The sequence below is a fragment of the Exiguobacterium acetylicum genome (genome assembly GCF_019890935.1).
GTDB classification, from domain to species: Bacteria; Bacillota; Bacilli; order Exiguobacteriales; family Exiguobacteriaceae; genus Exiguobacterium_A; species Exiguobacterium_A abrahamii.
The window spans coordinates 2,418,555-2,441,651 of record NZ_CP082333.1 but is presented as its reverse complement, the minus strand read 5'-3'; the positions used below and the strand labels follow the sequence as shown (position 1 = coordinate 2,441,651).

Annotated in this window: 20 protein-coding genes, 1 riboswitch and 1 other annotated feature; of the genes, 16 read left to right on the top strand and 4 right to left on the bottom strand. The window is 47.2% G+C overall.

What is annotated here, in order from left to right; genetic code table 11:
- Positions 1–4: 4 nt before the first annotated feature.
- Together K7G97_RS12675 and K7G97_RS12670 are read right to left on the bottom strand one after the other, a co-directional pair.
- Positions 5–799, bottom strand: coding sequence for a glycosyltransferase family 2 protein (locus tag K7G97_RS12675; RefSeq protein WP_223040713.1), 795 nt, complete (start codon positions 797–799; stop codon positions 5–7).
- 56 nt (positions 800–855) lie between these two features.
- Positions 856–1,095, bottom strand: a complete 240-nt coding sequence (locus tag K7G97_RS12670) for a NifU N-terminal domain-containing protein (protein ID WP_023469118.1) — start codon at positions 1,093–1,095, stop codon at positions 856–858.
- A gap of 456 nt (positions 1,096–1,551) precedes the next feature.
- On the opposite strand from K7G97_RS12670, the gene K7G97_RS12665 reads away from it, so the two are divergent.
- From K7G97_RS12665 to K7G97_RS12625, 9 genes are all read left to right on the top strand, one after another.
- Complete coding sequence (locus K7G97_RS12665) at positions 1,552–3,819, top strand: ribonucleoside-diphosphate reductase subunit alpha (protein ID WP_023469117.1); 2,268 nt, start codon at positions 1,552–1,554, stop codon at positions 3,817–3,819.
- An 18-nt stretch (positions 3,820–3,837) separates the two neighbouring features.
- On the top strand, positions 3,838–4,326 hold the full coding sequence (locus K7G97_RS12660) for a flavodoxin domain-containing protein (protein ID WP_023469116.1): 489 nt from the start codon (positions 3,838–3,840) through the stop codon (positions 4,324–4,326).
- Complete coding sequence (locus tag K7G97_RS12655; protein ID WP_023469115.1) at positions 4,295–5,338, top strand: ribonucleotide-diphosphate reductase subunit beta; 1,044 nt, start codon at positions 4,295–4,297, stop codon at positions 5,336–5,338. Before K7G97_RS12660 ends, K7G97_RS12655 begins: the two co-directional genes overlap by 32 nt.
- A 427-nt stretch (positions 5,339–5,765) precedes the next feature.
- The gene (yugI, locus tag K7G97_RS12650; protein ID WP_012371159.1) at positions 5,766–6,158 is read left to right on the top strand and encodes a S1 domain-containing post-transcriptional regulator GSP13; all 393 of its coding nucleotides are present in this window, start codon (positions 5,766–5,768) and stop codon (positions 6,156–6,158) included.
- A 137-nt stretch (positions 6,159–6,295) separates the two neighbouring features.
- Complete coding sequence (locus tag K7G97_RS12645; protein WP_023469114.1) at positions 6,296–7,462, top strand: iron-containing alcohol dehydrogenase; 1,167 nt, start codon at positions 6,296–6,298, stop codon at positions 7,460–7,462.
- A gap of 113 nt (positions 7,463–7,575) precedes the next feature.
- A complete protein-coding gene (locus tag K7G97_RS12640) occupies positions 7,576–8,925 on the top strand; it encodes a glucose-6-phosphate isomerase (protein ID WP_050678632.1) in 1,350 nt (449 codons plus the stop codon).
- Positions 8,926–9,097: 172 nt separating this feature from the next.
- Positions 9,098–9,571 (top strand): RNA deprotection pyrophosphohydrolase, encoded by a 474-nt coding sequence (gene ytkD, locus K7G97_RS12635; protein WP_023469112.1) that lies wholly within the window; start codon positions 9,098–9,100, stop codon positions 9,569–9,571.
- Complete coding sequence (locus K7G97_RS12630) at positions 9,543–10,298, top strand: alpha/beta hydrolase family protein (protein ID WP_223040712.1); 756 nt, start codon at positions 9,543–9,545, stop codon at positions 10,296–10,298. Before ytkD ends, K7G97_RS12630 begins: the two co-directional genes overlap by 29 nt.
- A 174-nt stretch (positions 10,299–10,472) precedes the next feature.
- Entirely contained in the window at positions 10,473–11,726 is a 1,254-nt protein-coding gene (locus tag K7G97_RS12625; protein WP_223040711.1) for an EAL and HDOD domain-containing protein, read from the top strand.
- A gap of 26 nt (positions 11,727–11,752) precedes the next feature.
- Here the strand turns inward: K7G97_RS12625 and pckA are convergent, their stop codons facing one another.
- On the bottom strand, positions 11,753–13,321 hold the full coding sequence (gene pckA / locus K7G97_RS12620; protein ID WP_223040710.1) for a phosphoenolpyruvate carboxykinase (ATP): 1,569 nt from the start codon (positions 13,319–13,321) through the stop codon (positions 11,753–11,755).
- A 234-nt stretch (positions 13,322–13,555) separates the two neighbouring features.
- A riboswitch (SAM riboswitch) is annotated at positions 13,556–13,682 on the top strand.
- Positions 13,683–13,810: 128 nt separating this feature from the next.
- Between pckA and metK the strand changes: the two genes are divergently transcribed.
- From metK to K7G97_RS12605, 3 genes are all read left to right on the top strand, one after another.
- Positions 13,811–15,019, top strand: coding sequence for a methionine adenosyltransferase (gene metK, locus K7G97_RS12615; RefSeq protein ID WP_023469108.1), 1,209 nt, complete (start codon positions 13,811–13,813; stop codon positions 15,017–15,019).
- A 137-nt stretch (positions 15,020–15,156) separates the two neighbouring features.
- A complete protein-coding gene (locus K7G97_RS12610; protein WP_069940898.1) occupies positions 15,157–15,645 on the top strand; it encodes a GNAT family N-acetyltransferase in 489 nt (162 codons plus the stop codon).
- Between the two features lie 78 nt (positions 15,646–15,723).
- Positions 15,724–16,428, top strand: a complete 705-nt coding sequence (locus tag K7G97_RS12605; protein ID WP_035396459.1) for a serine aminopeptidase domain-containing protein — start codon at positions 15,724–15,726, stop codon at positions 16,426–16,428.
- 51 nt (positions 16,429–16,479) lie between these two features.
- On the opposite strand, the gene K7G97_RS12600 is transcribed toward K7G97_RS12605, so the two are convergent.
- Entirely contained in the window at positions 16,480–17,079 is a 600-nt protein-coding gene (locus K7G97_RS12600) for a tRNA 5-(aminomethyl)-2-thiouridylate-methyltransferase MnmM (RefSeq protein ID WP_255343803.1), read from the bottom strand.
- 153 nt (positions 17,080–17,232) lie between these two features.
- On the opposite strand from K7G97_RS12600, the gene K7G97_RS12595 reads away from it, so the two are divergent.
- From K7G97_RS12595 to leuS, 4 genes are all read left to right on the top strand, one after another.
- On the top strand, positions 17,233–18,411 hold the full coding sequence (locus tag K7G97_RS12595; protein WP_023469104.1) for an MDR family MFS transporter: 1,179 nt from the start codon (positions 17,233–17,235) through the stop codon (positions 18,409–18,411).
- Positions 18,412–18,594: 183 nt separating this feature from the next.
- Complete coding sequence (locus tag K7G97_RS12590; RefSeq protein WP_223040709.1) at positions 18,595–19,629, top strand: peptidoglycan bridge formation glycyltransferase FemA/FemB family protein; 1,035 nt, start codon at positions 18,595–18,597, stop codon at positions 19,627–19,629.
- A gap of 94 nt (positions 19,630–19,723) precedes the next feature.
- On the top strand, positions 19,724–20,368 hold the full coding sequence (locus tag K7G97_RS12585; protein WP_223040708.1) for an HAD family hydrolase: 645 nt from the start codon (positions 19,724–19,726) through the stop codon (positions 20,366–20,368).
- 38 nt (positions 20,369–20,406) lie between these two features.
- Positions 20,407–20,629 (top strand) — a binding site (T-box leader).
- Positions 20,630–20,675: 46 nt separating this feature from the next.
- A complete protein-coding gene (leuS, locus tag K7G97_RS12580) occupies positions 20,676–23,081 on the top strand; it encodes a leucine--tRNA ligase (protein WP_029342384.1) in 2,406 nt (801 codons plus the stop codon).
- The last annotated feature ends 16 nt before the right edge of the window (positions 23,082–23,097 follow it).

The following is a 23,097-nucleotide window of genomic DNA, read 5'->3' as shown; positions in this document are numbered from 1 at the left end:
GGGATCACTCACTTTCTGTCAATTGACCATTGAAGGTACGGCGGGTCTGGCGCAATCGTGCGCGGCGCTCAGCCTGGACGATATGGAAGTTCTTCATTTCATTTGTCGGAAGTTGGTGTTTTTCAACGAGGCGTTCAAAAAAGACGCGTCGCGCTGCATCCTGACGCGCGGATTCATGATTACCCGACGGATTAAAAGCATATAAGACGGTCGCGCGCGCTGGGTGCAGTATTAAATGATCCTTGCCGACACGTAAGATCCAGTCCCAGTCCCAGTAGTTGAAGACGTCTTCGTCAAACGGACCAAGTTGATCGTGGAGCGATTTACGATAGAGCGACCCGGACGGAATATACGTCGAGTCTTCTCGAATCGTCTCCGGATCGTACGGATACGCGAATGGCTCAGAATCGATTGCAATCCGGTGATTGTCTTCCCAGCGATACGTAAAGAGTTCCGCGTCCGTATAGGTGAGATCGGCACCAGCTTCGAGATCGCCGACTGCTTCTTCGAGGTGACTCGGTAATAAGAGGTCGTCATCGTCATGAAGTAAGATATACCGACCGGAAGCGAGCGTGACGCCATGATTTCGAGCACGAACATGATGGTTTTCGGGTAACTCGACATAGGTCAGTTGAAGACGGTCCTGATACGCAGTCGTCACTGTTGAGACATCGTCTCCATTATTGTTTAAGACGATGACTTCGAAGTCTTGATAATGTTGACGCGTCAATGCTTCTAGCGCTTCTGCTAATTCACGAGGACGATTGTACGTCGGAATGATGATGGATACGGTTGGCATCAGTGATCGCTCCTTGAACAAAGACACCTGTCCAGGAACAGGTGTCTTCTTGTTTTTTACATGTTTGCTTCAATGCGTGGTAGCAGTTCGTTCCATTCTGCTTCTGGTTCTTTCGTAACCGTCACGAAGTCGCCGTAAGCGAATAGATTGTCGATGCCATCAAGGGCGATCAATGATGCGAGCAACGCATCTTCAGGTGTATCTTCTTTTTTGACACTCGTACTTTTAGCACCGAAGCGTTGTTCTTCGAGCGTGATTTTGACGGAATTCGGATTTGGTGTGTAATCGACTTGCATGAGGTAAGCTCCTTTCAACGTACATACGTATATGCCGTCTTTTCGTGATAGATGGATGGAATCCTTCTTCCTGATAGACGGAAGATCGATACGTTCAGTATATCAGAAAATTCGAAGAGAATATTTTTCTTCTAGTAGGAGAAATGGACCATCTTTATTTTAACAGTTCACTTGACCTTATAATACATTTTACTCGCTATCTCAATATATCTCAAAAGGCGTCATGATGCCTTTTTTAAATTGTTTGACCTGAATTTCAAAGCAAGGGGTTATTTTTTTGAATTTCAGTGATAACCTATATCTTGTACATTAACAGGTTTAAAAACGGCTAAAACGTCTATATATAGAGTGATACTTGTAGAGTCCTTTCTATATGTAGGACGTCTTTTTTTAGTTTAGCGTATTTCATCGTCTAATGCGAACCTGTTTAACGATAGAGAATGGGAGTGGTTCATAGTGGCATCTCCACTGAATACAGCACGCATCTTTAAGGGTGCAATGACAATAGAAGACGTATATGTCGTGATTAGACAAGCAACGGAAACGTATCCGGAACTTGATATCGACCGCTATACTGAACGTGCCATCCGAGCGCTTGAAGGAAAATCCCTGCAAGCCGATCAAGTCTATGAACTGTTAACGATGCACGCACTCGATATGTTAAAGGCAGAAGAGCCGAACTGGACATTCGTAGCGACAGCGACTTACTTAAATCGGTTATACCTGGAAGCAGGTGAAAATCGCGGATATGCAGCAGAAGAACGGTATGGTTCGCTGTATACGCTGATTGAAAAACTGACAGAAATCGGCATCTTCACGAAACATTTACTAGATGCGTATTCGAAGGAAGACATCAACGAACTGTCGGCAACGATCGATCCATCCCGCGACCACTTGTTCACATACATTGGTCTTCGAACACTGGCAGACCGGTACCTCGCACGTGATCACGTCAAAAACTTGTACGAGCTACCACAAGAACGATTCATGGTCATCGCGATGACACTGATGCAAAACGAACCGAAAGAACGTCGCTTAGAACTCGTCAAAGAGTCTTACTGGGCATTGTCGAATCTCTACATGACAGTTGCGACTCCGACACTTTCGAATGCTGGTAAGTCTTACGGTCAACTTTCTTCATGTTTCATCGATACAGTCGATGATTCGCTACGCGGTATCTACGACTCGAACACGGACGTGGCGACACTTTCTAAAGGTGGCGGCGGAATCGGCGTCTACATGGGTAAGATTCGCTCACGTGGCTCAGACATCAAAGGCTTCAAAGGCGTCTCAAGCGGTGTCATTCCGTGGATGAAACAGTTGAACAACACGGCAGTCAGCGTCGATCAGCTCGGTATGCGTCAAGGATCGATCGCGGTGTATCTCGACATCTGGCACAAAGATATCCTCGAATTCCTGGACGCGAAGCTCAACAATGGGGATGAGCGACTTCGGACACACGACTTGTTCACAGGTGTCAACTTACCGGATCGCTTCATGCGTGCCGTCGAAGCACGAGAAGACTGGCATCTGTTTGATCCACATGAAATTCGGACAGTCATGGGCTTCAGCCTCGAGGATTACTTTGATGAGACGGAACAAGGTGGCAGCTTCACGGAACGATACGAAGCGTGTGTCAACGAACCACGCCTCAGTAAAAAAACAGTTCCGGCAATCGATCTCGTCAAACGCTACATGCGTTCGCAACTCGAGACAGGGACGCCATACATGTTCTTCCGTGACGCCGTTAACCGTGCGAATCCGAATAAACATGCTGGGATGATCTACTCGTCAAACCTTTGCTCGGAAATCATGCAGAACATGAGCCCGACGACCGTGACGGAAGAGTACACGGAAGACGGTAAAATCATCGTCACGAAGACACCAGGGGACTTCGTCGTCTGTAACTTGTCATCGATCGCACTTGCACGTGCAGTTCGTTCTGACGTCCTCGAGCGATTGATTCCGATTCAGATGCGGATGCTTGATAACGTCATCGACTTAAACACGATCGATGTCCCGCAAGCACAATTGACGAATCAAAAATACCGTGCCGTTGGTCTTGGAACGTTCGGTTGGCACCATCTGCTTGCACTCGAAGGCATCCGTTGGGAATCGGTCGAAGCGGTACAATACGCAGACCGTCTCTACGAAAAAATCGCTTATTTGACGATCGATGCGTCGATGCAACTTGCGAAAGAGAAGGGCGCGTACCGTCTCTTCGAAGGTTCGGAATGGCAAACAGGAGAGTACATCAAACGTCGCCACTATAAAACGACGGATGAACTCGATTGGGATCGTCTCCAAGCCGACATCACGGCGTACGGAATGCGTAATGCTTACTTGATGGCAGTCGCACCGAACTCATCGACGGCAATCATTGCAGGTAGTACGGCATCGATTGATCCAATCTACAAAAAAGTCTACTCAGAAGAGAAGAAAAACTATAAGATTCCAGTCACTGTTCCAGATTTAACACCGGAAACGAACTGGTTCTATAAATCAGCGTTTGAGATTGACCAGCTATGGAGCATTCGTCAAAATGCGTCGCGTCAGCGTCACATCGACCAAGCGATCAGTTTCAATCTGTACGTGAAAAATAATGTCAAGGCGAAAGAATTACTCGAGATGCACATGGAAGCATGGCAACTCGGGATGAAGACGATCTACTACACGCGTTCGACGACGGTTGAGATCGACGAATGTGAATCGTGTTCATCATAAGATAAGGAGGACGATATCATGAAGGCAGCAATCGTATACGCGTCATTGAGTGGAAACACGGAGGAGGTGGCAGAACTCGTCGCAAAGACGTGTTCTGAAATGGGAATCGAACCGACGATGTTGTTTGCGGACGAAGTGACGACGTATCAGTTAATGCCTTATGATATCGTCTATTTTGGTTCGTATACGTGGGGAGATGGGCAACTACCCGACGATATGCGCGACTGTCTTAGAACCGTTCTGAAGGAGAGTTCGCATGCGATTCCGCAGGCAGCTGTTTTTGGAACAGGGGACAAGATGTTCGTCAAATATTGTCGCGCCGTGGATGAGATGGCGTATCATCTCTCGAAATTCGGGGTACCGCTTGCCGGAGAACTGTTGAAAATCGAACAGTCACCACGCAATCGCCCACATCTCGTCAAGGAATGGACGAAACGGACCATTCTTCAATTACAGCAAGAAGGAGTCGAAGCACATGGAACAGCTACAAAAAATCAAACTGCTTGATGCACGTCATCCGAATCGCGCGACAGCGATCATCGGTGGAGAAACGAGTGCCATCGTCAACTGGAACGACATTGCGTATCCACAGTTTTATTCGATCTACAAACAACTATTATCGAACTTCTGGATTCCAGATGAGATCTCAATGTCGAAGGACATGCAACAGTGGAATCAACTGAGCGAACGGGAACAGGATGCCTTCAAACGAATCATCGGGCTACTCTCGATCCTTGACTCGGTTCAGACACGTTATATCTTGGAATCGGCAATGTTCACATCGGATTCATCGGTTCATGCGATTCTTGCCATCGTTGCGCAACAGGAAGTCGTTCATAATCAATCGTACAGCTACGTCTTATCCAGCTTAGTTCCATTGGCTGAACAAAACCGGATTTTTGATATCGCGAAAGACGATGACATGGTCATGAAGCGTAATGCATTCATTCTTGATTTATACGAAGATTTCCAAAATGACCGGACTCCAGAGAACTTCGCGAAATCGCTCGTTGCTTCGATCGTTCTTGAAGGAATCAACTTCTATTCAGGCTTTGCTTTCTTCTATAACTTGGCGCGTCACCAAAAGATGGTCGGGACATCGACGATGATCAGCTACATTCAACGGGATGAATTGCAACACTCGTACTTCATCAGCCAATTGTTACGTGCTGTCTTGTCGGAGCATCCGGAAATTGATGCCGATGGCTCCTTCACACAATTCGTCTATGACACGTTCAAGCGTGCCGTTGATCTTGAAATCGAGTGGAGCGAGTATGTCTTGCGTGATTTGGACGGACTTGACGTCAGTGAAATGCGTGACTACGTTAAATATCTCGCAAACAAACGCCTTCGCGTCATCGGTTTGTCGGATCTTTATGAAGGGCACGACGAAGACGTCATGCCATGGATCCGTGCGTATTCAGATGATTCGATGAACGCGACGAAATCAGACTTCTTCGAACAAAAATCACGTTCGTATGCGAAAGTAACGGATGCAAATGGATTCGATGATCTGTAAGTAATCAATTGATGATTGCTTCTACTCTATATTTCCTTTACGCTAGGACAGGCGAGGTTCTGCTCGACTCCTGCGGAAAAACAAGTCGTCATGACCATGGAAGATGCGACGCATCTGAAGCGGCATGAGGGCTTGTCCGCGGAAAGCGAGCAGACCGAGACTGTCCGTTTTTTTGATAGTCTGATCTGTCTTTTGTCTTTCTCGTTTCAAGCATTACTTTTCTTTGTCACTTAGGTCAATTGAGTAAAAGAACAAAAAAAGGGCCGAACTCGGAAAGTTCGGCAGAATCAGGGGGAATACTTGAAGTCTTGCTACTAAAATGTTCCCTTGTGAAATAAAAAATAAACAAATTCCAAAAATATTTTTTACGATACAAGAAAAGTGTGTTATTATAAGTTGATGAATTTAGTTAGGGAGTGTATACATTATGGCAAACTTTGAAAAAGACCAAGTCGTTACTGGTAAAGTAACTGGTATTCAAAACTTCGGTGCTTTCGTAGCACTTGACGAGCAAACACAAGGTCTCGTCCACATCTCAGAAATCTCACACGATTACGTAAAAGACATCAACGATTACGTAAAAGTTGGCGATGAAGTAACTGTTAAAGTTCTCGACATCGACGAAGCTAACAAAAAAATGAAGCTTTCGATCAAAGCAACTCAGGAAGCTCCAAAACGTGAAGCACGTGCGAAAGGTCCACGCAAAAACGCTGGACGTCGCGATGCAGGTCCTGCTTTCAAACAAGAAGAAGCACCTGGATTCAACGTTCTTAAAGGTAAATTGGAAGAATGGATTGAAAAATCAAACTTCCAAAAATAAGCCACATGAGAGAATCGACATCGGTCGGTTCTCTTTTTTTTATGCGATTTTTACATAGAATAAGCATTAAATTAGATGCGAAAGGGGAATGTGTGGATAATGTAAGGTGTTCATTACTTATTGAGGAGGCAACACAGATGGAAAACTTTGAATATCGCAATCCAACAAGACTTATTTTTGGTGACGGTCAAGTCAGCCAACTGAAACCACAACTCGAAGCACTCGGTGCAAAGAAAGTCATGCTCGTCTTCGGTGGCGGCAGTATTAAACGGAACGGCGTCTATGATGATGTCACACGTGAACTCAACGCGGCAGGTATCGAGTACGTCGAATGCGACGGTGTCGAACCGAACCCGCGTATCGAGACAGCAGAGCGCGGTATCAAAATCGCACGTGAAGCAGGCGTTGACGCATTGCTTGCACTCGGTGGCGGTTCTGTCATCGACTGCACGAAATTGATCGCTGCTGGTATTCCTTATGAAGGCGAAGCGTGGGATCTCGTCATCGGCAAAGCAACACCAGAGACAGTCATCCCATTCGGAACAGTCTTGACGCTTGCAGCAACAGGTTCTGAGATGAACTCGGGATCCGTCATCACGAACTGGAAGACACAAGAGAAATACGGTTGGGGTAGCCCGCTTACGTTCCCAACATTCTCAATCCTTGATCCGAAGTACACAGTCAGTGTACCAAAAGATCAAACAATTTACGGTATCGTCGATATGATGAGCCACTGCCTCGAGCAATACTTCCACCCTGCGCATGCACCGGTCCAAGAACGGATGACAGAAGGTGTCATGAAAGCAGTCGTCGAAGCAGCACCAAAACTCGTCAACGATCTCGAGAACGTTGAACTTCGTGGCACGATTCTCTTCGCTGGTACGATGGCGCTCAACGGTGTCCTTCAAATGGGCGCGCGTGGCGACTGGGCATCACACAACATCGAACACGCTGTCTCAGCTGTTCACGATATCCCGCACGCAGGTGGACTCGCGATCCTCTTCCCGAACTGGATGCGCCACGTACTTGACGAATCAAACGCACATCGTTTCGTCACACTCGGTGAGAACGTCTTTAACGTTGATACGGAAGGTAAATCAGAGATGGAAGCGGCACACGCGACAATCGACGCAATCAGTGCTTTCTGGACATCACTTGGTGCACCGAATCGTCTCGCTGATTACGACATCAAAGAAGATACAGTTGACGCAATCGTCAAGTCAGCAATGACACGCGGCGACTTCGGAAACTTCAAATCACTTGGAAACGAAGACGTTCGTCAAATCGTGACAGCTGCCCTATAACAATCTGTAACATTTGCTACTCATTTCACAAAAGACTTGAACGACCTTCCTTCTTGCGTTTTAATGAAAAGGAAGGTCGCATTTCGTTGCGAATGAATAAGGAGGACGATGGCATGTCAACAGTACGTTTTGATTATTCGAAAGCCCTACAATTCGTAGGTCAACATGAAGTAGATCATATGGCGGAAACGGTAAAGACGCTTCACCATGCGATTCATGCAGGAACAGGCGCAGGAAGTGATTTCTTAGGATGGGTGGATCTTCCGACGAATTACGATCAAGCGGAATTTGCACGTATTCAAGCGTCTGCAGAAAAAATCAAGTCGGATTCTGATGTGTTGTTAGTCGTCGGAATCGGCGGTTCGTATCTCGGAGCGCGCGCTGCGATCGAGATGCTCGGACACTCATTCCATAACTTGTTATCAAAAGAAGATCGCAAAGCACCACAAATCATCTATGCAGGTCATAATATCTCATCGACGTATCTGCACGATTTATTCGAAGTCCTCGAAGGAAAAGATGTATCGGTCAACATCATCTCGAAATCGGGTACGACGACAGAACCAGCAATTTCGTTCCGTCTCTTGAAATCGTTCATGGAAGAGAAATACGGTAAAGCAGAAGCAAAACACCGGATTTATGCAACGACGGATAAAGCGCGTGGTGCATTAAAAACACTCGCAGACTCTGAAGGATACGAAACATTCGTCATTCCGGATGATGTCGGCGGCCGTTTCTCTGTGTTGACACCGGTTGGTCTATTACCAATCGCAGCAGCTGGTATTTCAATCGAAGAGTTGATGCAAGGTGCCCGTGACGCGCAAGAGCGCTATGCGAGCGAAAACCTAGCTGACAACGAAGCGTATCAGTACGCGGTCGTTCGAAATGCGCTTTATGCGAAAGGGAAGACGATCGAGCTTCTCGTCAACTACGAACCAGCACTTCATTATGTATCAGAGTGGTGGAAACAATTATACGGCGAGTCAGAAGGAAAAGACTTCAAAGGGATCTTCCCAGCAGCGGTCGACTTCTCGACGGATCTTCACTCGATGGGACAATACGTCCAAGAAGGTCGTCGTGACCTGTTCGAGACAGTCATCAAAGTCGGTCAAGCGCGTCATGCGTTGACTGTTGAAGAAGACGCTCAGGATCTCGATGGATTGAACTTCCTTGCAGGGAAGTCGATTCAATTCGTCAACGATAAAGCAGCAGAAGGGACGTTGCTTGCGCACACGGACGGACAAGTACCGAACTTGACAGTCGAACTTCCGGAGATGACACCGTATCACCTCGGATTCCTGTTCTACTTCTTCGAGAAAGCTTGTGCGATGAGTGGTTACCTCCTCGGAGTGAACCCATTTGATCAGCCAGGCGTCGAAGCGTACAAGAAAAACATGTTTGCTCTTCTTGGGAAACCAGGATTCGAAGCAGAAAAAGCAGAACTCGAAGCACGTTTGAAGTAATGTGAAACGACAGTCGATCGTTCCCTAGTGGAACATCGGCTGTTTTTTTGTCTTTAGCGGATGATAGTAGGCTATCATTTTCCAGATTTACAGGTAATCCTAGCGTTTTCACTTTTAGAATACCCGTGAAACAGGTAAAGTGAAGTTAGAAGAAGAAATGAGGTGCACGTACGTGATTACATTCTTGGATTATTATCAAAATCAAGTGGAGTTAAGTTTTGATGACCATCCGTTCTCGGATCGTCCCTTGCACGTGTGGGTCATTGCCGTGTACGAAGGAAAATGGTTGCTGACCCATCATAAGCAGCGGGGGTATGAATTTCCTGGTGGAAAGGTTGAACCAGGGGAAACGGCAGAAGAAGCCGCGCGTCGTGAAGTGATGGAAGAGACGGGTGGGGAAATCGATTCTCTCTCATATGTCGGACAGTATCGTGTTGCTGGAAAAGGTGATACGATCATCAAAAACATCTATTTCGCGCAAATCGGATCATTGTCGTCTCATCTTGCCGTGGATGAAACGGACGGCGCTTTTCTATTCGAGGAACTCCCTGAACGTCTCGATACGAATCGACAATACAGTTTCATGATGAAGGACCGTGTCCTTCCGGAGACGCTCCGTGTACTTAGCGAACGCCGATTGGTTTGAACTACCGCGGCAAGGTCCGTTTCGGACGTTTCGGATGTTTTATACCACAGCGGACGGAGAACGGGTCGGTGCCTATATCGTACTCCCGCAAGTCGCGAACGGTCAGGGAATTCTCTACTTGCGTGGTGGAACGCGTTCGATCGGAATGGTCCGACCGACACGACTGCTCGCGTTCGCACAGGCAGGATTTTTTGTCATGGCACCTTTCTATCGAGGGAATCTAGGCGGTACGGGAAAGGAAGACTTCGGTCATCACGATATCGAAGACGCCTGCAGTGCCTTTGACTGGTTGCAGCAACGTGTCTCGCGTGTTCACGCATTTGGATTTTCACGTGGTGGACAGATGGCACTGCTCCTTGCGCATCACCGTCCAGTCGCTCGAACGGTGTCCTGGGCAGGGGTGACGGAGTTGACGTGGACGTATGAGGAGCAGAAAACGATGCAAAAGATGCTTCGTCGCTATACGGGAGGTACACCCGACACGGTGCCTGATGCATACGCTGTTCGCTCGCCACTTCATGTCGCACCTCAAGGTGAAGTATTATTGATTCACGGTGCGTATGATGAAAACGTTCGTTTACGACACGCGACGGCTTATGCCGCGCGTCATTCCGAAAAAACGATGCTTCAGACTTACGCCTACGCGCATCAATTTCCGATTCACGAAAAGTTGCGTGTGACGCGGAATGTGTTGAATTGGTTGGAGACTGGTATCTATAATCGATGATGCAACCGGTACGATGAATGTCGTATCGGTTTTTTTGTCATCTGAAGAATTGAACTTACATACATAATGGGAAAAAAAGAATATTGATTCGTTGTAAAAAACAATAAACTTCCTGAAAAATAAATTTTGATATAATTAGAACCATATGAGTAATGTAGAGGGGGATGGAGGACGATGGATATCTTACTAGCACGTCAACCCATCGTTGACCGAATCGGAGCAGTTGATGCATTTGAGTTGCTGTATCGTTCCGTCAAACAAATGAATGTATTCGACGGTGATCTAGCGACGATGGATGTATTAACGAATACACTCGTTCATATGGGTGTGGAGCACGTCGCTGAAGGTAAAAAACTTTTCGTCAACTTTACAGCGGATCTTTTGAAAAGTGATCTGATTCACTATTTAGATCCAAAACGGTTCGTTATCGAAATTTTAGAAACTGTTGATATCGATACAGAGATGTTATCTGTGTTACACAGTTGGAAAGAAGCAGGTTTTACACTAGCACTCGATGATTTTGTGACCGATTTACTTCGTCAACATGGAACAGAATTATTCGCGCTAATTGATTTAATTAAAATCGACATCGAGGCGATTTCCCCTCGCGAGCAAAGTGCAATCCTGCATATCGTCCGGCGTAATTATCCCCATATCAAGATGCTTGCCGAACGAGTCGAGACACATGAAGATCACACGCGTTGTCTTGAGATGGGATATGACTGGTTCCAAGGCTATTTTTACGCTAAGCCGATGTTGATGAAGGGAAAAGCGGTCCCTCCTCAATTGCCGGTATTGCTGAAGATGCTAAAATGGCTCGATACGGATGAGAAATACGATGAAGTCATTGATGAGATTGAAGCAAATCCGTATATCAGCATTCAAGTATTGCAACTGATCAATTCTCCAGGAATGGGATTACGAAATACAGTCAGCTCTGTTCGTCAAGCCATTTCACTACTTGGCTTCTCACAACTCAAAAGCTGGATTTCGTTAATCGTCTTGCGTGAGATGAAGCTTGCTAGTCCTTACGAATGGTCAAATGAGTTACTCCGGTCTTCTTTACATTGTGCTAAGCTTTGTGAGCTATTTGCAAAAGAAACACGCACGTTGAAGTCAGAGAGTGCCTACATGATCGGATTGCTGTCACATATTGATGCGTTATTGTCTGTGGATATCGACGACATCATCGGTCAATTACCAATCGAAGATTCTTTGAAGGTTGTCCTACAAGGAAAAGATCATCCATTCCGGGATTGTTTAGTGCTTGCGATCAGTGCAGATCGCGGTGATTTTGATCAGTTCGAACTGCTCAGTCAACGTTTAGGTGTCTCACTTCCACGAGCCTATGCGCTACTAGCAGAAAGTCAGGAATGGCTTAAACAAAAAGAAACACATCTTCAAGAAAGAACGGATTCTATCCTATAAAAAAAAGAGCCCGGAGGCTCTTTTTTTTATAGGCGTGGACCAGCTGACTTGATTGCATCCGTCGCACTTTCGAAGCGAAGGAAATTGTGTTGGAATTTCTCAGCAAGCGAACGCGCTTGTGTATCGTATTCGTCTGGATTCGACCACACACGTACTGGATTGAGTAACTCGCTTGGAACACCTGGAACTTCAAGTGGCATGTGAAGTCCGAAAATCGGATGCTCTTCTGTTGGAATCGTTGCAAGTGTACCGTTGACGGCAGCGTTGACCATCGTCCGTGTATAGGATAGCTTCATGCGGCTACCTGTTCCGTAAGCACCACCTGTCCAACCTGTGTTGACGAGATAAACAGTGACACCGTGACGATCAATCAATTCGCCGAGCATCGTCGCATATTTTTCTGGCATTAGTGGAAGGAATGGTGAACCAAAGCATGTCGAGAACGTTGCTTCCGGTTCCGTGACACCGCGTTCTGTTCCCGCGAGTTTTGATGTATATCCTGATAGGAAGTGATACATCGCTTGTTCTTTCGTCAATTTACTGATCGGAGGCAAAACACCGTACGCATCAGCCGTCAAGAAGACGATCGTCTTCGGATGACCAGCGCGTGACGGAACAGCGATGTTATCGATTGCTGTGATCGGATAAGCGGCACGTGTGTTTTCCGTCAACGATGTGTCATCGTAATCAGGGTGACGCGTTTCATCGAGCACGACGTTTTCAAGGACGGTTCCGAAACGGATCGCGTCAAAGATTTGCGGTTCTTTTTCACGCGATAGATTGACCGTCTTCGCATAACATCCACCTTCGATGTTAAAGACACCATCGTGCGACCAACCATGTTCATCGTCACCGATCAATTGACGACTATCGTCTGCTGACAGGGTGGTCTTACCAGTACCAGATAGACCGAAGAACAAGGCGACGTCGCCTTCGTGTCCGACGTTTGCCGAGCAGTGCATCGAAAGGACGTTTTCTTGTGGCAAGAGGTAGTTCATGACGGAAAAGATCGACTTCTTGATTTCTCCAGCGTATTCCGTTCCACCGATCAAGACGATCCGGTGTTCGAACGACATCGCGATGAACGTCTCGGAGTTCGTTCCGTCAACGGCAGGATCTGCTTTGAAATGTGGCGCGTAGACAACCGTGAACGGTTCGAAGGCAGCCACTTCAGGATACTCGCGTAAAAAAAGTTGTTTGGCAAACAGGTTATGCCAAGCGTATTGTGTGAGCACACGGACCGGAAGGGTGAAGTGCGTATCTGCTCCAGCAGCAGCTTCTGTGTAGTAGAGCTGATCGGCTTCGTTCATGTAACGAAGAACCTTTTGCAACAATTGTTCAAATTTGTCTCCATCCATTGGTTGGTTGACATGACCCCAATCAATGTGAGACTCGCAGGAAGAATCACGGACGATGAACTTATCTTTTGGTGAACGACCTGTAAATTTCCCCGTTTCTACAGATAATGCGCCGTTCTCAGCAAGGACACCTTCTTCGTTTCGAATCGCATGTTCGACAAGTTCAGCAACAGATAGTTGTTTGAACACATGCTCTTTCTTGAGTAGTTCTTCGATATTCAGGACCGTCATCGGCATCCTGACCCCACCTTTCCCCTACGTTGGTTTTGGCTCACTGCATTTAGTATGACACATTTATTATATATGACATACTAAAGAGAGAGCAATCATTTTCTGGTGCTGATTTCTATTTATCTGGAAACGCTTTCAGCATTAACAGTTTAACATCTCTTTCAAAAAGTTTCGACTAGAATTTGAAACCTTGCTTGACAGAGTAGGTACAACTTTATATCATGTAATTCGTAACGGATACTCTTATTCTGAGCAGGTGGAGGGAACAAGGCCCGAAGAAACCCGGCAACCGTCCTACATTAATTCACATATTAATGAGGGAAAAGGTGCTCTCCTGAAGCGAAGTAAACACTTCGAACGATAAGAGGGTAAAGGAAGAACGCACAACCTTTCCCTGACCATTTTTTGGACTTGGAAAGGTTTTTTTCATTTTACCGTCCCACTCAACTAGGGGAAATGAGTACACCGTCAAATTCTTTTTTGGGAGGGTCATACATGACAAACCTTAATCGCCGACTATTCACGTCGGAGTCAGTCACTGAAGGTCATCCAGATAAAATCTGTGACCAAATTTCGGATTCAATTCTTGATGCAATCCTCGCAGCGGATCCAAACGCGCGTGTTGCGGCAGAAACTTCTGTCACGACAGGTCTCGTTCTCGTTGCAGGTGAGATCACGACATCGACTTACGTCGACATTCCAAAAGTCGTCCGTGAAACGATTCGTGAAATCGGTTATACACGCGCGAAATACGGTTTCGACGCGGACACGTGTGCTGTATTGACATCAATCGATGAGCAATCAGCAGACATCGCTCTTGGTGTCGACCAAGCGCTTGAAGCACGTGAAGGTAGCATGTCTGATGCAGAAATCGATGCAATCGGTGCAGGAGACCAAGGTCTCATGTTCGGTTACGCAACGAAAGAAACACCAGAACTCATGCCACTTCCAATCTCGCTCTCACACCGTCTCGCACGCCGTTTGGCAGAAGTGCGTAAAAACGGTCAACTCGACTACCTTCGTCCGGACGGAAAAACACAAGTCACGGTCGAATACAACGAGAACAACGAGCCGGTTCGTGTCGATACGATCGTCATCTCGACACAACACGCAGAAGAAGTCACACTTGAGCAAATCCAAGCTGACTTGAAAGAACACGTCATCACACCGGTCATCCCGGCTGAATACATCGACGCAGCAACGAAATTCTTCATCAACCCAACTGGTCGTTTCGTCATCGGCGGACCACAAGGAGATGCTGGATTGACGGGTCGTAAGATCATCGTTGATACGTACGGTGGATACGCACGCCACGGCGGTGGAGCATTCTCAGGTAAAGATCCAACAAAAGTCGACCGTTCAGCTGCATACGCAGCACGTTACGTCGCGAAGAACCTCGTTGCTGCAGGTCTTGCAGACAAAGCAGAAGTTCAACTCGCGTACGCAATCGGTGTCGCGCACCCAGTATCAATCGCGGTTGACACATTCGGTACAGGAAAACTTCCTGAAGCGCAACTCGTCGAATTGGTTGCTGAAAACTTCGATCTTCGTCCGGCTGGAATCATCAACATGCTTGATCTCCGTCGTCCGATCTATCGTCAAACAGCTGCATACGGTCACTTCGGTCGTACAGATGTTGAGCTTCCATGGGAGCAAACAGATAAAGCAGCAGTTCTTGAAGAACAAGCAAAACGTTTCGCATAATCAAAAAGTCCGAGAACCCTACGCGGGTTTTCGGACTTTTTTGTTTACGGGGAACTTTGCAGGAAACGAATGTTTTTTCTAGAAGAGGGTAAAAGTACATGAGTCGATTCGTATGAATACAAAGGGGGGTTCCGATTATGGAAATACGCGAAGCTATTCCAGCCGATGCAGGACGTATTCATGATATTGCCGTCACATCCTGGTTGGATACGTATGCAGAAATCTATTCCGAGCGCTCGAAAGCGCATTTCGTGCAGGAAGCGTATCCGCAAGAGGAGGTCGTTCGTGCGATCCGGACGGCAGAAGAAGCACGGGGAGAGTATTTTTATGTCGGAATCATCGATGAGGAAATCGTCGGTTTCATTCATGCTGTTGATGTTGAGGGAACGTGGGAGATCGTTCGTCTGTACGTCTTGCCGAAATATCAGCAAAACGGCATCGGGCGACGACTGATCCGTGAACTCGAACGACAAGGAGCCGTCCCACTCGAAGTCTACGTGGAAGCACGTAACTATAAAGCACGTCAGTTCTTGACCTCATTCGGTTTTGAAGAACTCAGTGAGATGACGGAAGAAGTCTTTGGGCAAGTAGAATCTGTCATTCGTCTTCGCCATGTCGCCTCGTGAAATCCGTCTTGGGACGGTTTCGTTTGCGTTTGAAATAAGGTATCGTAAAAAAGAAGTATGAAGTGAAGAGGTGAGTTTGTGGTTGAACAACCAACAGGAATCATCGTATTAGTCTACCCGTTACAACTGCGTGCCCGTCCGAGTGAAGCTTTGATTCGGGTACTCGAACGAGAGTATGAAGTATTGCTCGTCGACGCACCACGTCGCATCTCGTTTGAAGAACATGGTCAACTGTTAAAAGAAGCATTACGTGAAGCAGGGAAACGCAAGCTACCGATTCATATCGTCGCCTGTAGCATGGGCGCACTTGTCGTCAATCGTCTGTTGCAAGAATATGAATTACCGGTCGCAAGCCTTGCGTTCATTTCACCGTTATTTGATTGGCACCCTTCAAAACAACTCGGAGGCGTCAAACAAGTCTTCGCAAGTGCGTTCGATCGTTTCCGGCCCGATGCGCCACTCGGTACGTTGCCGTTTGGTCAAAGTACGGAAGATACCGTTCGCATCGGTGAACTGACCTATGCACAGTACCGGGAAATCGAAGAAGAGATCGTCGTACATGACGAGGAACGAAAAAAACTGCCGCGTGTGAACTTGGCTTGTTTTTATGCACCGGACGATCAGTTCGCAGACGTCAAGTTGACACTTGAAGTATGCCGGAAAATGGGTGGCGATCAGATTTACTTACAACGTCTACACGGTTTTCCGCATTTTAGTTTCGAACGGTTGAACACACGGTTTGCAGAAAAATTAATGTTGTTCTTTAAGCTTGTTGAAGAATGAAATAACAAAAGTGATGCCTCTAAAAAAGGGGCATCACTTTTTTGTGTCCCATCATCCGCGTACTTTTTTCTCGATCGCGATGATGAACGGGGGATGATTTTGTTGATTCAAGAAGCGATACTGGAGAACGGCATAATCTTGCTGATCAAGGGCTGTGACGTAATCGAGGACAGCATCGCGTTCACGTTTTCCTTCCAGGTGACCGTGATAGACGACGAGGACGACAAGACCGCCGGGAGCGAGGACCGGGAGGAGGGCATCGAGTGCTTCGAGCGTCTCTTCTCCTGTCGTCGTGATTGATTTGTCGCTTCCGGGCAGGTATCCGAGATTGAAGACACCGGCGCGGACAGGACGTTGTTCGTCCGAAAGACGGGCACCGACATGGATGTGGCTCTCATGATAAAGGTCGACACGTGCTAACATTCCGGCTTCGTCGAGACGTCGCGTCGATTCCTCGATGGCTTGTGCCTGGACGTCGAACGCAAGGACCCTTCCTTCTGGACCAACGCGTTCTGCTAAAAACTGTGTATCATGTCCATTTCCGGCAGTCATATCGACGACGCAGTCTCCGGGCTCGATAACGGACTCGAGTAATTGTTTCGTATAAGGTAGTACACGGGCAAGTGACATGGCATAGACTCCTGTTCCTATAGTCTGTTTTTCTAGTAATGGTTCAGTATGTGCAAGATTCTTTCTGCATTATATCATTTTTTGATTCGTTGACGAAAAGCGAAGTGGCTTGACAGTTAGGGGACGGATTGCGTAAAGTGGCAAGGTTGAGAATGAAATAGGAGGACCACAGGTATGCCAAAATTACCAAAAGCGGTCTGGATCCTCGTCCTTGCGATGGCCATCAATACGACGGGATCCTCTTTTTTATGGCCGTTTAATACATTATATATTCATGAATATCTAGGAGAGTCGATGACAAAAGCAGGGATGGCATTGTTCGTCAACTCGGCCTTAGCAATCGTCGGAAACTACTTAGGTGGAAAAGCGTTTGACCGTCTCGGTGGCAAGAAGACGCTTGTCATCAGTGTCATCGGACTTGTCCTGTCTTCCGTCGGCTTGTTGCTGTTTCATCAGACGTACCTCGGATACGTCGCGATGCTTGGATTGATTGGATTCGTCGGTGGGATGGTTTTTCCGACGATCTACGCGATGACGGGTGTCATCTGGCCGGAAGGCGGGCGCCGTGCCTTTAATGCGATCTATGTCGCCCAAAACGTCGGTGTAGCGCTCGGGACAGCAGTCAGTGGTCAAATCGCTGCCTTTTCGATTCAGTACATCTTCATCGCCAATCTCGTCCTCTACATCGCCTTTGCCATCATTTTGTTCGTTGGTTTGTCCTGGATTCAGGCACCGGCGCGGATGCATGCGGCGCATGATGAAATCGAAACGACACGGACACCCCTTGCACGCGGTGCGGCACGGACGATGTTGCTCGTCTCGATTGGTTATGCCTTACTTTGGTTCGTTTATGTGCAATGGCAAGGAACCTTTGCCGTACACACGAAATCGCTCGGTGTCACGATTTCCGAGTACTCGATTCTTTGGACGATCAACGGAGCACTCATCGTGTTCGCACAACCTTTACTAACACCAATTCTTCGTTGGTTTGGAGATGACTTAAAGCGACAATTGATGACCGGTACAGGAATCTTCCTCTTGTCTTATCTGATCGTTCCGTTCGCAGGCGGCTTCAAGATGTTCCTCGTCGCGATGATCATCTTGACGATTGGTGAGATGTTCATCTGGCCAGCAGTTCCTGCCATGGCAGCGAGACTCGCGCCGATCGGAAAAGAAGGAGAATTCCAAGGGTACGTCAATATTGCTGCTTCAGCGGGGCGGATGATCAGTCCGACCGTTGGAGGGTTGATCTACGATTTATCCGGTATGTCAGCGGTCTTCTTGACATTGATTGGATTGATCCTGTTAGCGGGCGTCGTCTTCCTTCGTGCCATTCCTAAAATCACATCATGAGCATCATCTGTAAGACAGCGGACATTATGACCGCTGTCTTTTGTTACGTCATTCGTTTGAAAATCATAAAATAAACATTTAATAATATGGAATATTTCGGCAAAGAAACGGGTACTTTCTAATCAAGAACTTGAAAAAGAAAGGTCATATGAACGTTGCTTCTTTTTGACTGGAGGTGCACGAATGGAAAGGTGTCAATTCATCACAGATGCCGCAACTTGGACGACACACGTACAGCAACAGCCTCTTGATATCTTCTACAGTCACCAATATGTCACGCTCAACGCTAGACCGTCTGAGCAAGCGGTGCTATTCCGTTATGAAGCTGATGCAGGAACACTGTTCTATCCCTTTTTGAAGCGCCGGATTTTTGATACGCCTTATTCAGATCTCATCACGCCGTATGGCTATGGTGGACCGGAAATCATCGGTCAACTGACTGCGACTGAAATGCAGCATGCACGCTTATTGTTTGAAAGGTGGGCAAAGCGAGAAGCGATTGTCTCAGAAATGATTCGCTTTAATCCATTGACGGGGAATGAACGCTTCATGCGGGATTGGACGAAAGTCTCCTTCATCCGTCATACGACGAGTATCGATTTACGCCCTTCACTAGAGGACATCATGCAGACATTTCATAAGAAGACGAGAAGTATGATTCGCAAATCGCTTGCCTCTCCTTTAACCGTTAGAACAGGAACGCGAGACGACCTACCTGTCTTTGTAGCGTTGTATCATGAAACGATGGACCGGAAGAATGCTTCGGCTCATTACTATTTTACGGCGAGTTATTTTGAGCAATTATTTGAAGAAAATCCACTCTGTGAGCCATTGTTACTGATTGCGGAAATCGACGGAGAACCTGTTGGTGGATACTTCGTATTGCTTGGGAAAGAATATGCCCACGGTCATTTGATTGGGTGTAAGCGGGACGAAGCGAAGATGTTTCCGAATCAACGACTCGAGTACGAAGCAATTCTTCAGGCGAAAGCACGCGGTCTTGTCGAACAACATCTCGGGGGTGGATATCAAGAACGGGATAGTCTCTTTGAGAGTAAATGCCGTTACACCGGGTATCGTTTATTTGAGTATCATCAAGGAAAATCGATTCTTCAGCCAGCTATATACGATCAGTTATGTGTACGATACGGATCAGATGCTGATTCGGATTATTTTCCGGCTTACCGACAAACTAGTGTCCGAATGGCGACAAGTTAAACAGTAACTAAATGAAGAAGGCGAAACGACTACATCGTGTAGTCGTTTTTTTGATATGCTGAAATCATGATAGATCAATTGAGGGGGATGTGTCTTGAAAAAACGAGGTCTAATTTTTGATATGGATGGGGTCATCTTAGATAGTGAAATCCGCTACTTTGAAGTCCATCAGCAGATGTTCAAAACGTTATCGATTCCGCTCGATCCGGTTCAGTATGCGACGTTCATGGGAAAAACAGGTGATGAGATGTGGGAAGAGCTTGTCACCCAGCATCAGCTAAAAGAAACAGCTAGTGCGTTACTAGAAGAAGAACATCGGTTGTTTCAAATTCATGCAAAACCGGAGGAATGTGGGTTAAAAGAGGGAGTCAAACAAGTCATCGAGCAAGCGGCGTCTCTTGGTTACGATATCGGGATCGCCTCTTCGAGTTCGCTTCAAAAAATCGAACGCGTCATCCGTCATTATGAGCTTCCCATCACACATTACGTCAGTGGGGAAGAAGTCGTGCGTTCAAAGCCTGATCCTGCGATTTTTCATCTTGCAGCATCACGAATCGGGCACGCACCTGAAGATTGTCTCGTCATTGAAGACGCTGCGAACGGGATGATCGGCGCTAAAGCAGCAGGCATGGAAGTGATTGCGCTTCTCGATGATCGGATGCCGATGCAACGTCTAGAACAAGCGGATCATGTAGCGCGATCGCATGCAGAAATCGAGGAAATTTTACGGAAGCGTTGACGCTTGAGGAAGAAACAGATTACACTAGGAAAAGATAGTCAATTGCATGGAACTGAAGTAGTAGGGGAAAGGTGCCGTCAAGAGAGCTGGTGGAAGGTGCGAACCAGTCGGTAACAACCGTGAACTCGTCAGGGAGCACGATTCGTGAAGTCGTAGTAGCGAATCCGGTCTTTCACACCGTTATCCGTGAATCAAGCGGTCTGTCATAGACAGACAACGTGGGTGGTACCGCGGAAGCCAAACCGGTCTTTCGTCCCTATTCCTAGGGGCGGAGGACCGGTTTTTTTAGATTAGAGGAGGAAAAGACATGCCGTACAATCATCGCGAAATCGAACCAAAATGGCAGGCGCGTTGGGATCAAGACAACGCCTTCGTCACGACAGAAGATCCAGAAAAAGAAGGGTTTTATGCCCTTGATATGTTCCCGTATCCGTCAGGTGCCGGACTCCACGTCGGTCACCCGGAAGGCTACACAGCAACCGATATCCTCGCACGTATGAAACGGATGCAAGGATACAACGTCTTGCACCCGATGGGATGGGATGCGTTCGGGTTACCAGCAGAGCAATACGCCCTCGATACAGGGAATGACCCACGTGAATTCACAGCGAAAAACATCGAGACGTTCAAGCGTCAGTTGAAAGAACTTGGATTCTCCTATGACTGGGATCGTGAAATCAACACGACGGATCCGAAGTACTACAAATGGACACAGTGGATCTTTACGAAGTTGTATGAGAAAGGACTTGCGTTCGTGGACGAAGTAGCGGTCAACTGGTGCCCAGCACTTGGAACCGTTCTTGCGAATGAAGAAGTCATCGACGGATTATCGGAACGCGGAAATCATCCGGTCGTGCGTGTCCCGATGCGTCAATGGGTCTTGAAAATCACGGAATATGCGGATCGTCTTCTTGAAGATCTCGATGACCTTGATTGGCCGGATTCTGTCAAAGAGATGCAACGGAACTGGATCGGGAAATCAGAAGGTGCTGAGATCGATTTCACGATTGATGGACACAAAAAACAAGTCACGGTCTTTACGACACGTCCGGACACGATCTTTGGTGCGACGTACCTCGTGCTTGCGCCGGAGCATCCATTCGTAGCTGACATCACGACAGCAGATCACAAGGAAGCCGTCGATACGTACATTTCGCAAGTCCAAACGAAGTCAGACCTCGAGCGGACGGATTTAGCGAAGGAAAAAACAGGCGTCTTCACGGGTGCTTTCGCCGTCAATCCAATCTCAGGTGATCGTCTTCCAATCTGGATCGCTGATTATGTCCTTGCTTCGTACGGAACGGGTGCAATCATGGCGGTTCCAGGACACGATGAGCGCGACCATGAATTCGCGAAACAATTCGACTTGCCAATCGTTGAAGTCGTCGCGGGTGGAAACGTTGATGAAGCAGCCTATACAGGAGAGGGCGAACACGTCAACTCGCATATGCTTGATGGTCTTGGAAAACAAGAAGCAATCGAGACGATGATTGCTGAACTCGAAACGAATCAAGTCGGACGTAAGAAAATCACGTATCGTCTCCGCGACTGGTTGTTCAGTCGTCAACGGTATTGGGGCGAGCCGATTCCAGTCGTTCATATGGAAGATGGTTCGATGAAGACACTCAGCCAAGAGGAATTACCGCTCGAACTTCCAATCATTCCGGAAATCAAACCGTCTGGTACAGGCGAATCACCACTTGCGCTTGCGGAAGACTGGTTGGATTATACGGATCCTGAAACAGGAATGAAAGGGCGTCGTGAGACGAATACGATGCCACAATGGGGCGGAAGCTGCTGGTATTATCTTCGTTTCATCGATCCGCACAATGAAGAGGCGATCGCGGATCCAGAAAAATTAAAATACTGGCTTCCAGTCGATATTTATATTGGTGGTGCGGAACACGCCGTTCTCCACTTGTTGTATGCGCGCTTCTGGCATAAAGTCTTGTATGATGCAGGTGTCGTACCAACAAAAGAACCATTCCAGAAGTTGTACAATCAAGGGATGATTCTTGGAGAGAACAACGAGAAGATGTCGAAATCACGCGGTAACGTCATCAACCCGGATGAAATCGTTAAATCGCATGGTGCGGATACATTACGCTTGTACGAAATGTTCATGGGACCACTCGATGCATCAGTTGCCTGGTCTGAGAACGGTCTTGACGGGGCGCGTCGTTTCCTCGATCGTGTCTGGCGCTTGTTCGAACGGACAGCAGACATTCAGGACGTCACAGAAGTCGATGCTGACTTCGAGCGGACATACCACCAGACGGTCAAGAAGGTCACGGAAGACTTCGCGAACATCCAGTTCAACACCGGAATTTCGCAACTCATGGTCTTCGTCAACGAAGCAAACAAACAGCCGGTTCTTCCGCGTCACTTCCTTCGTGGATTCATCCAATTGTTAACGCCAGTCGCACCACACCTTGGTGAAGAACTCTGGGAACAACTTGGATTTGAAGAAACATTGACGTATGCGGCATGGCCAACATTCGATGAATCGAAACTCGTCAGCGATACGATGGAATTCGTCATTCAAGTGAACGGAAAGGTTCGCTCGAAAATCGAAATCAACATCGATGCGACAAAAGAAGAAATCGAAGCACTTGCCTTTGCTGATGAAAAGACACAAGAATGGATCGGCGACAAAACAGTTCGTAAAGTCATCGTCGTACCGAAAAAATTAATCAACATCGTGGCAAACTAAGCCATAGCCCCTTTCA

Bases quoted from the DNA above. Each gene is read 5' to 3' on its own strand.
- K7G97_RS12675 (WP_223040713.1), bottom strand. From the start codon at position 799: ATGCCAACCGTATCCATCATCATTCCGACGTACAATCGTCCTCGTGAA.
- K7G97_RS12670 (WP_023469118.1), bottom strand. From the start codon at position 1,095: ATGCAAGTCGATTACACACCAAATCCGAATTCCGTCAAAATCACGCTC.
- K7G97_RS12660 (WP_023469116.1), top strand. From the start codon at position 3,838: ATGAAGGCAGCAATCGTATACGCGTCATTGAGTGGAAACACGGAGGAG.
- K7G97_RS12655 (WP_023469115.1), top strand. From the start codon at position 4,295: ATGGAACAGCTACAAAAAATCAAACTGCTTGATGCACGTCATCCGAAT.
- yugI (WP_012371159.1), top strand. From the start codon at position 5,766: ATGGCAAACTTTGAAAAAGACCAAGTCGTTACTGGTAAAGTAACTGGT.
- K7G97_RS12645 (WP_023469114.1), top strand. From the start codon at position 6,296: ATGGAAAACTTTGAATATCGCAATCCAACAAGACTTATTTTTGGTGAC.
- K7G97_RS12640 (WP_050678632.1), top strand. From the start codon at position 7,576: ATGTCAACAGTACGTTTTGATTATTCGAAAGCCCTACAATTCGTAGGT.
- K7G97_RS12625 (WP_223040711.1), top strand. From the start codon at position 10,473: ATGGATATCTTACTAGCACGTCAACCCATCGTTGACCGAATCGGAGCA.
- pckA (WP_223040710.1), bottom strand. From the start codon at position 13,321: ATGCCGATGACGGTCCTGAATATCGAAGAACTACTCAAGAAAGAGCAT.
- metK (WP_023469108.1), top strand. From the start codon at position 13,811: ATGACAAACCTTAATCGCCGACTATTCACGTCGGAGTCAGTCACTGAA.
- K7G97_RS12610 (WP_069940898.1), top strand. From the start codon at position 15,157: ATGGAAATACGCGAAGCTATTCCAGCCGATGCAGGACGTATTCATGAT.
- K7G97_RS12595 (WP_023469104.1), top strand. From the start codon at position 17,233: ATGCCAAAATTACCAAAAGCGGTCTGGATCCTCGTCCTTGCGATGGCC.
- K7G97_RS12590 (WP_223040709.1), top strand. From the start codon at position 18,595: ATGGAAAGGTGTCAATTCATCACAGATGCCGCAACTTGGACGACACAC.
- leuS (WP_029342384.1), top strand. From the start codon at position 20,676: ATGCCGTACAATCATCGCGAAATCGAACCAAAATGGCAGGCGCGTTGG.